Origin of the sequence: Streptomyces sp. NPDC050625 (assembly GCF_040654755.1) — a bacterium.
GTDB lineage: Bacteria > Actinomycetota > Actinomycetes > Streptomycetales > Streptomycetaceae > Streptomyces.
The window spans coordinates 83,046-91,867 of the sequence record NZ_JBFAIQ010000008.1 but is presented as its reverse complement, the minus strand read 5'-3'; the positions used below and the strand labels follow the sequence as shown (position 1 = coordinate 91,867).

Sequence of the window (8,822 nt, the reverse complement as noted above, 5' to 3'; positions counted from 1 at the left end):
GATGGCGATGGACAGCCGCCTGATCTCCTCGGCGCTGGCCCATGGGCTGAGCGCCGGGGTGGTGGCCACCTGGGACCCCCGGCTGGCCCGCACTCCGAGGGTGATGGTCCCGATCCAGCTCGATGTGCTGATGGTGCGGAAGCCGGACGGGGTCTGGGCGCAGACACAGATGAGCACCCCCGAGCCGGGTTCGGCGCCCGCTGCGCACACCCTGCTGGCCCCGCCGTTCGCGGAGCGCGCCCCCCGCCCGCTGGGGGCCTACCTGCACTGGTCGTTGCCGGATGCGCTGACCCGGGGTCAGGGCAGCGCGCAGGGCGGCGACGTCAGCTTCCCGCCGATCCCGGACCGCTGGCTGGTGGTCCGGTTGTCCGCCGCGCCCGGTGGCGGGCGCCGCCAGGTGACCTCCTGGGTCCTGGAGTCCGGCGGCCAGGACCCGGTGATCACCCCGCTGGAGGAGTGGTCCGAACCGGAGGACCCGGAGCGGACCGGCACGCCGGGGGAGCAGCCGCTGACCGCGCTGGGGCACGGGGACGCCGGCTGGTCGGCCTATTTCGACAACGTGGAGAACCGGCTCGGCCTCTACGACGACCTGACCGACCGGGTCACCGGGAAGCCGGCCGAGGGCCCGATCGGCTACCTGGTCTGCGGCTGGCACAGCAGGCACCTGGACGACCCGATCGGGGAGGGCCTGTCCACCCCGGCAGCGTTCGAGGACCGGCTGGCCCAGCTCGGCTGGGAGATCGACCCGCACGACGTCGAACGGGCCTTCGTGTACGCCGACGACCGGGCGGTCGCGGCGTCCACCGCCGGTCTGGTCACCCGGGAGATGACCTTCCGGCGCACGGCGTCGGCGGCTGCCGGGAAGACGCTCATCCCGGACAGCACCACCGCGCACGTCGCGACCAAGGTGGGCGCCGGCGGCCGGCCGGTGCTCAAGCGGTTCCAGGCCCGGACCGTGTCCTGGCCCGAGTTCACCCTCTACCACGGGGGAGTGGTCGGCCTGGGCTGGCCCGGCCTGGGGATCGCGGTGGCCCCCGACGGCCTGCTCGGCGGGGACGCGGGCGGCCCGCCGCCGGCCTCGGCGGTGACCGTGACGATCGGGAACACCCTGGCCGAGGCGCTGGCCGCCCGGCTGGCCGACAACCAGGGGAACCAGGACGAGGCCCGGGCGCTGGAGGCAGTGCTGCTCGGCGGGGCGGACGAACTCGGCCAGCCGGACGGCGCCGCCCGGATCGATTCACTGCTGCACGCCTCCGGGTTCGGCAGCCTGCCCGGGGGGACCCGCACCGAGCCGATCACCCAGCACGCCAAACTGCCCCCGGCCTCAGTGGTCGCCGACCCGGCCCGGACCGATCCCGGCGTGTTCGCCCGGCAGGCCGCCGGGGGTGCGATCAAGGTCAGCCCGCGGGGCACGGTGACCGCCGGCGGTACGAAGGGCTCGCTGACGGGCGACATCCGTGAGCGCGAGCAGGTCACGCTCTCGCCCACGCTGAGGCTGGGCACGATGGACACGCTGGTGTCGAAGGTCAAGGACGCGATCAAGGTGCCCGTCCCGGTGCCACCCGCGGTGAACTCCGAGCCGTCGGCCCAGACCGTGGACGCCGAACGGGCGCTGCCCCGCTTCTTCATCCAGGCCGATCCGGTGTTCCTGCTCGAACACGCCGGGCGGTCGTTCAAGCACGGCGCCGACCACCTGCAGTCCGAATCCGGCCACCTGGTGTGCCGGCTCAGCGGGCACACGGTGACATCGCTGACCCCCCGGACCCTGATCACCGGCCCGGGCGGCGGGGTCCGCGGCTCCGACCTGATCGAGCGCGGCCTCGACCATGGCGGGATCCCGCCCGAATGCGATGACCTGCTGGCCGAACTCGCCCTGCTCGACCCGGGCAGTGCGACCGTCGCCGCCCAGGCCCGGGAGCGGGGCATCCAGCGGATGGCTGCCCGGACCGGCCGGCCGGCCCCCGAGCGAGCCGGCGCCGCCGCGATCGCGCAGACCGCTCAGGTGTTCGCGGTCGAGCAGGCGGCCGTCTGGATCACCCGGGACGACCGGCGGGACCCGGCCGGCCTGATCAGCCGGTCCGGCCTGGCCGGCACGCTGCCCGCCGCGTTCGCGATCGGGCTCCCGGTCCGGCCCTGGGTCCCGTTGCACCTGGACTGGGAGGCCGAACTCTTCCTCACCGCCGGGCTCGGCGACTGGGACCTGGGGGAGATCGACTACGACGCGAAGTCGGACACCCTGCCCGCGCCGGACGCCGCCCCGGACCGGACGCTGTCCGGCCGCGCGCTGCTCACCGGAGGCGCCGCCCAGGTGGCGGCGGCCACGGTCCGCCGGGTGCTGGAACAGGCACAGCAGACGGCCGGTTCGGCAGCGCTGGAGCCTGGCGTCACACACGCCTACCACTCCGCGGTGGCCCAGCAGGCGACGGCCAGGATCAACGGCCTGCGCTCGGCGTACGCCGCCAAGCGGATCGAGACGACGGCAAGGGCTCTCGGCGGCGGCGCCCAGGCGCTGGCCGCCGCCGAGCAGGCCGACTTGGATCACATCGCCGACGAACTGGAGAGGATGGACGTACTGACCGGGGCGATGGACCGGTTCACCTCCATGCTGCGTTCGGGATTCGTCGCCGACGGCGAGGACGCCCCGGCCGACGGGGTCGTACCCGCGGACTTCCTGCCCTTGCGGGCCGGATTCCTGCGGATCACCCGGCTGCGCCTGGTCGATTGTTTCGGCCAGACCCTCGACCTGCTGGGATCGAGCGCCGAGACGCCGGCCGCGGCGGACGAGATCCTCCGGTCCGAGCCGCTGACCGTCCGCGACCGACCGGAACTGGTCGAGCTGGCGCCCCGGTTCACCGCGCCGTCCCGGCTCTGGTTCCGATTCGTCTCCGCCGATGACGACGCCACCGACGCCACCGACGCCGTCTCCCCGGTCTGTGGGTTCGTGCTGCCCAACCATCTGGACGGCGACCTGCAGTTCTACGACGCCGCCGGAACCGCCCTGGGCGCGGTCCGATTCGACCCGGCTGCCGGGGTGGTCTGGGAGGAGTCCCCCGGCCACCCGGCCACGGTCGGCTCGGTGCCCGCCGCGATCGTGACCAACCGGCACCTGGCAAGGCTGGCCCAGGGCCTGATCGACTGGGGCGCGGTGGACTCCACCCCGGACACCCCGGCCCTGGACACCGCGCTGTCCTCGCTGCTACGGCTCATCGACACCTCGCTGTGGTCGGTCGACCCGTTCGGCCACATCGGCGAGGAACACCTGTCCCTGCTGGTCGGGCATCCGATCGCGGTGCTGCGCGGCCAGATCCGGGTCGAGGTGGACGAGCCGGTGACCCCCGGCCGGGTGAGCGGGATGCGGGTCCCGGTCCGGCTCGGTGCGCCGGCCCACTGGCAGGACGGCCTGCTCGCCTACCTGGTCGGGGACGACCCCCACACCCTGCATATCCCCGACCCGGCGGCCGCCGACTTCGCCCGGCCGATCGGGCCCAACCGGGGCTTCAACGGTCAGGCCGGCCAGAGCACCGACTACTACAACCGGTTCGCCAGTGACCTCGGGGTGGTGGCCGATCCCGGAGCCACTCCGGTGGACCACCCGTACGTCGACCACAGCGGCGTGCTCTGGGTGCAGCCGGGCCAGGACGTGTACGTCACCCTGCTGGCCGAGCCGCACAGCGTCGTCCACGCCACCACCGGCTACCTGCCGCGCAAGGAGATCGGCATGCGCCGGTCCTGGGTGGCGCCCGGACTGGCCGCGCTGGCCCCGCTGTTCCGGTTCGGGCCGGTGCTGGTGGATCCGAAGCAGATCCGGATGCCGGTGGCCTCGGACATCCGCGGCACCTGGAGCTGGAGTCATCGCACCAACCCCTCCACCTGGGCCGACGAACCGGTGATCAACAGCCTGGGTGATGCCCGGATGCCGTCCAATCCGTCCCAGGGACAGGAGGGCTGGCTACGCCTGACCCCGGAGGAACCGCTGTCATGAGTGAGGCCGAGCAGAACGTCCACGACGGCAACGAGGGCGAGTCCGAGAGCGTCCCCGAGCAGCTCCGCGAGCATGAGATCGACCTGAACGGCCGGGCCGACAACCGGCGTTGGCGGTACGCCGTCCGGGACCTGGAGTCGATCGGCTTCGCCGGCCCGGGGATCTGGCGGCAGATCGGCCCGGCCCCGTTGCAGATCGGGGGCCAGCAGGTGTTCCAGGGCACCGGGCCGAACTCCGGTGAGGTGGTGGACATCGCGTTCGACCCGCGCGGCGGGACCGAGCGGATCATGTACGTCGCGGCCGGCAACGGCGGGCTGTGGCGGAGCACGGACGCCGGGACCAACTGGAAACCGGTCACCGACCAGTTGCCCGCCACGTCGATCGGCGCGGTCGCGCTCGACCCGGTGGACCCGGACATCATCTACGTCGGCACCGGCAACCTGTTCGTCGGCGCGGGCGGAATGGCCAAGGCGGCCGGGATCTTCAAGTCGGTGGACGGCGGGCGAAGCTGGTCCCGGCTGAACTCCCCGGCTGGGCGGCCACCCCAGCAGATCGCGGCGGCGGTGAATGTCGCGGGCGGGGTGCGGGTCACGGTGGCCGGGCACGGCTATGCCAGCCTGGACCGGGTGGTCGCGGTCGGACTGCCGGGGGTGGTCGGCGCGGCCGGGGAGGGCGTGGTCCGGAGGATCGACGCGAACACCCTGCGGATCGGCGGGGTGAATCTCGCCGGAGTCTACGGCGGCGGGGCCATCCTGTTCGATGCCCGCCAGCCGCCGTTCCTGTCCGATCGGGGGATCATCCGGATGGTCTGCCCCGCCGGCGGAACCCTGCTGGTGGCGGCCGAATCCGGGCTCTACTACTCGAAGGATCACGGCCGCAACTTCGGGGCCAACTTCCCCGACTACAACGACGGCCGGCCGATCCGGACCGGGCTGATCAGCGCGCTGGAGGTCGACCAGGGCTGGAACCGGGTGCTGCGGGTGGCCGATGCCACCCCGGCCACCCCGATCCGGGTCACCCTGCCCGGGCACGGGTTCGTCACCGGCGACCACGTCGTCCTCGGCGGCGTCACCACCAACCGGGCAGCCAACGGCGGCTGGACCACCGACGTGGTGGACCCCGACCACATCACCCTGCGCGGGTCGAGCGGCAACGGCACCGGCGCGGTCACCGGTTTCGCGATCGGCCCGGCCCATCCGAACAGCCACCCGGTGACCGGGGCGACCAATCCGGCCGCGCCCAACCCGATCGTGATCACCGCGGCCGGGCACGGCTACGTCACCGGCGACATCGTCGCGATCAGCGGGACGACCGGGAACACCGCCGCCAACGGGTCCTGGGTGATCCGGGTGCTGACCCCGGACACGTTCTCGCTGACCGGTTCGCGGGGCAACGGGGCCTACGCCGGGGGTGGCGTGGTGGACGGGCCGCGCCACCGGGTGGGCCGGCCGATCACGGCGGCGGTGAACAACCCGGGCGGAGTCCGGGTGACCGTCGTGGGGCACGGCCTGATCGAGGGCGACCGGGTGAGCGTGACCGGCCTGCCCGGTATCGCCGCCCCTGGCAACTCGGCCGCGGTGCATGTGATCGACGCGAACACGGTGCGGCTGAACAACCTGGCCCTGAACGCCGTCTACGGCGGGGTGGGGGCGGTGCTGGCCGGACCGGCCGACTCCTGGAACACGGTCTACTTCGCCAGTGCCGGGCGGCTGCTCGGCACCACCACCGCCAACCCGGACTGGGGCCTGTACCGGCTGGCGATCACCTCGGCCGGGGAGGTGGTGATCTCACGGAACCTGATGGCCAATCCGGGGATCCCGGCCGGCCCGTTCGGCCGGGTGGCGTTCTGCCAGTCGCTGCTGCCCCGCAGTCGGGACCTGTACATCAGCGTGCAGAACAACGAAGCGGTGCAGGGCGGGGTGTTCGTCGGACTCTTCCACAGCGACGATTTCGGTGGCACCTGGAATCCGCGACCCGCCGTGGTTCCCCGGGTGAACGCCGATGGCGCGGCGCAGAGCAGCTACAACATGGTGATCGGCGTCGACCCCCAGGACGCCCGGCGGATCTACACCGCGCAGCAGCAACTCTGGCGGTCCACCGACGGAGGGGCCACCTGGCCGGTGACGCAGCCGGTCACGGCCGGCGGGGTGGACGCGCTCGGCGGCAGCGGCCGGGCCGCCAGCTTCACGCTGCTCCATTGGGACCATCATGAACTGGTGTTCCCGCCGGCCACCTGGTGGGCCTGGACGGCGGGCAACCCGGTGGCCCCGACCCCGGCCTACCACGGCACGGACGGCGGGGTGGCCCGCAGTGACACCACCCCAGCCGGTGCGCTGGCGTTCACCCAGTTGAACGAGGGCCTGGCGACCTCCCTGCTGACATCCCTGGACATCGGCCGGGGGGCCGGGAACAACGAGGTCAGTTTCGCCGGGATGCAGGACGCCGGGACGGCCGGCCACCGGGCCGGGCGCAGCACCGGCGGCTGGACGGCCGGGCACAACGGGGACGGCGGGCCGGTCGCGGTGGACCCGTTCGACCCGAACATCGCGTTCGGGATCAGCAACGGCAACCTGATCCGGACCACCAATCGCGGCCTGACCTGGTTCACCGCGAACCTTGCCGCCCGGGTGGAGATCGAGGCGGTGGACAACACCAACCCGGTCCGGGTCACCACGGCCGGGCATCCGTTCCGGACCGGGGACACCGTCACGATCGCCGGGGTTCCCGGGGGCGGCGGTCTGGCCAACGGGCCGTGTGCGATCACCGTTCCCGCCGGGGACACGCGGACCTTCACCCTGAACGGCAAGAACGGCGTCCCGGCGCCCGCTTTCGGCCCGTTCCCGGTGGCCACCGGAACCCGTTTCCTGGCCGACAAGACGATCACGGTGGCCACCCTGCAGGCCCCGATCCAGATCGAGACCAGCACACCGCACGGCTGTGCGAACGGTGACCGGGTCCGGATCGAGGCGGTGCAGGGCAATCTCGCCGCCAACAACACGGTGGCCAATCCGTCCTGGCGGGTCACCGTGATTTCCTCGACCCGGCTGTCCCTGGACACCTCGGACGGCACTCTGTCCCAGCGCTACGTCCGCGGCACCGGCCGGTTGCTCGGACCCGGAGTGAACGGCCCGGTGCCGGTGTTCGGGACCACCAATGCCAATCCGATCGTCGTCACCGCCCGGGGGCACGGCTTCCTCACCGGCGAGCAGGTCAGCATCGCCGGGGTCACCGGGAACACCGCCGCGAACGTCGCAGGCCAGGTGATCACCGTGCTGGACCGGAACAGCTTCAGCCTGAACGGGGTGGCCGGCAACGCCGCTCCGGGGGCGATGCCCCGGGCCTCGCTGTTCCAGTCGATCGGCCGCAACGGCGTCACCGTGAACTCCTACCAGGGCCGGATCGCGCTCGTCCCGCAGCCTGGGGCGCCGTCCAGTCTGATCTTCCTGGGAATGCGGAATCAGTTGTTCCGCAGCACCAATGGTGGGATCAGCTTCGTCCCGATGTCCACCTTCACCAACGACATCACCGCCGTGCACGCCCCGGACCCGCATCGGCTCTGGGTGGCCACCTCGAACATCTTCGGCACCAACCGGCAGTACCGGGTGCACTTCTCCCGCAACCAGGGAGCCTCCTACGACGGAGCGGCGCAGCACTTCGTCGGGGACATCGGGGCGCGCAGCTTCATCACCCAGATCATCGAGGACCCGGCCCGGGGCGGGCAACGGGTGGCGGTGGTCTGTGCCGGCTACAGCCGGACCGACACCGCCCGGCGGACCCGGCACGTGTTCCTCAGCGAGAGCGGGGGCAGCAACGCCGGCGGCGTGGTGCCCTGGCGGGAGGTCGGCGGCGTGTTCGGCGCCGCGCCTGGCAACCTGCCGGACATCCCGGTGCTCGGCGCGGCCTGGGACACGTCGATGAATCCGCAGCCGTCCCAGTTGCTGATCGCCACCGACGCGGGGGTGCTCCGCCTCGACCCGGGCGGGCCGAGCTGGTCCCGGGTCGGGCCGAACCTGCCCAAGGTCGGGCTGACCGCGATCGCCGGCGACGCCGTCGGGGCGGCTTCGGTGATCCGTGTCGGCAGCTACGGCCGCTCGGCCTGGCAACTGGAGGTGCCGCCCGGTCCCTCGCTCTTCGTGGAGGCCGATCTCGGGTTCGGCGACCAGCAGATCGGGACCACGGTGCGGCGCCGGATGACGCTGCACAGCGTCGGCTCGGGAACGGTCCAGGTGACCGGGATCAGCGGCGCCACGGGCGACATCACCGTCGAATCCGTTCCGCCCGGAGCGACTTTCCCGATCAACCTGGTCTCCGGCGCCCGGCAGGAGTTCGATGTCGTGTTCACCCCGTCGGCGGCTGGGGACCGGGGTGCTTTCCTGATGGTCAGCTCGGACGACCCGCAGCTCCTGGCGACCGAGGTGAAGGTGACCGGCTTCGGGATCGCGGCCGGAGCCCCCCGGCTCAGTGCCCGGGCCTTCCTGGAGTTCGGGGTGGTCCGGACCGGCCAGCCCAGCGACATCGCCGTCGAACTGCGCAATGTCGGGGACGGGCCGCTACCGATCACCGCCCTGGATCGCGCCGGTAGCGACCGGTTCAGCCTGGTCGCCCCGCCGGCCCTGCCGCTGACCATCCCGCCCAGCGGCTCGGTCAGCGTGACGGTGCGGTTCGATCCGAACGCCAATGGTGTGGTCCGGGGTGCGCTGATGGTCAGGGGCGGCGGTCAGGGGCAGGTGGTCACCCTGACCGGCGAGGGGACGACGACGGCGGCGGGCATGGTGGCCCTGCTGATCGAGCAGTTGGGGATCGGACAGCCGCAGGACGCGCTGGCCTGAGTGAGATGGCC

General features: G+C 72.6%; 2 protein-coding genes. Both read left to right on the top strand.

Features of this window, described 5'->3' with window-relative positions; genetic code table 11:
* Window position 1 precedes the first annotated feature (1 nt).
* A complete protein-coding gene (locus AB0I54_RS20730; RefSeq protein WP_363297518.1) occupies window positions 2–3,982 on the top strand; it encodes a hypothetical protein in 3,981 nt (1,326 codons plus the stop codon).
* Window positions 3,979–8,811, top strand: coding sequence for a choice-of-anchor D domain-containing protein (locus tag AB0I54_RS20725; RefSeq protein WP_363297517.1), 4,833 nt, complete (start codon window positions 3,979–3,981; stop codon window positions 8,809–8,811). The genes AB0I54_RS20730 and AB0I54_RS20725 overlap by 4 nt, the downstream gene beginning before the upstream one ends.
* Window positions 8,812–8,822 lie beyond the last annotated feature (11 nt).

What these genes read in the sequence shown, in the direction of transcription:
- AB0I54_RS20730 (WP_363297518.1), top strand. Translation starts at nt 2, where the DNA reads ATGGCGATGGACAGCCGCCTGATCTCCTCGGCGCTGGCCCATGGGCTG.
- AB0I54_RS20725 (WP_363297517.1), top strand. Translation starts at nt 3,979, where the DNA reads ATGAGTGAGGCCGAGCAGAACGTCCACGACGGCAACGAGGGCGAGTCC.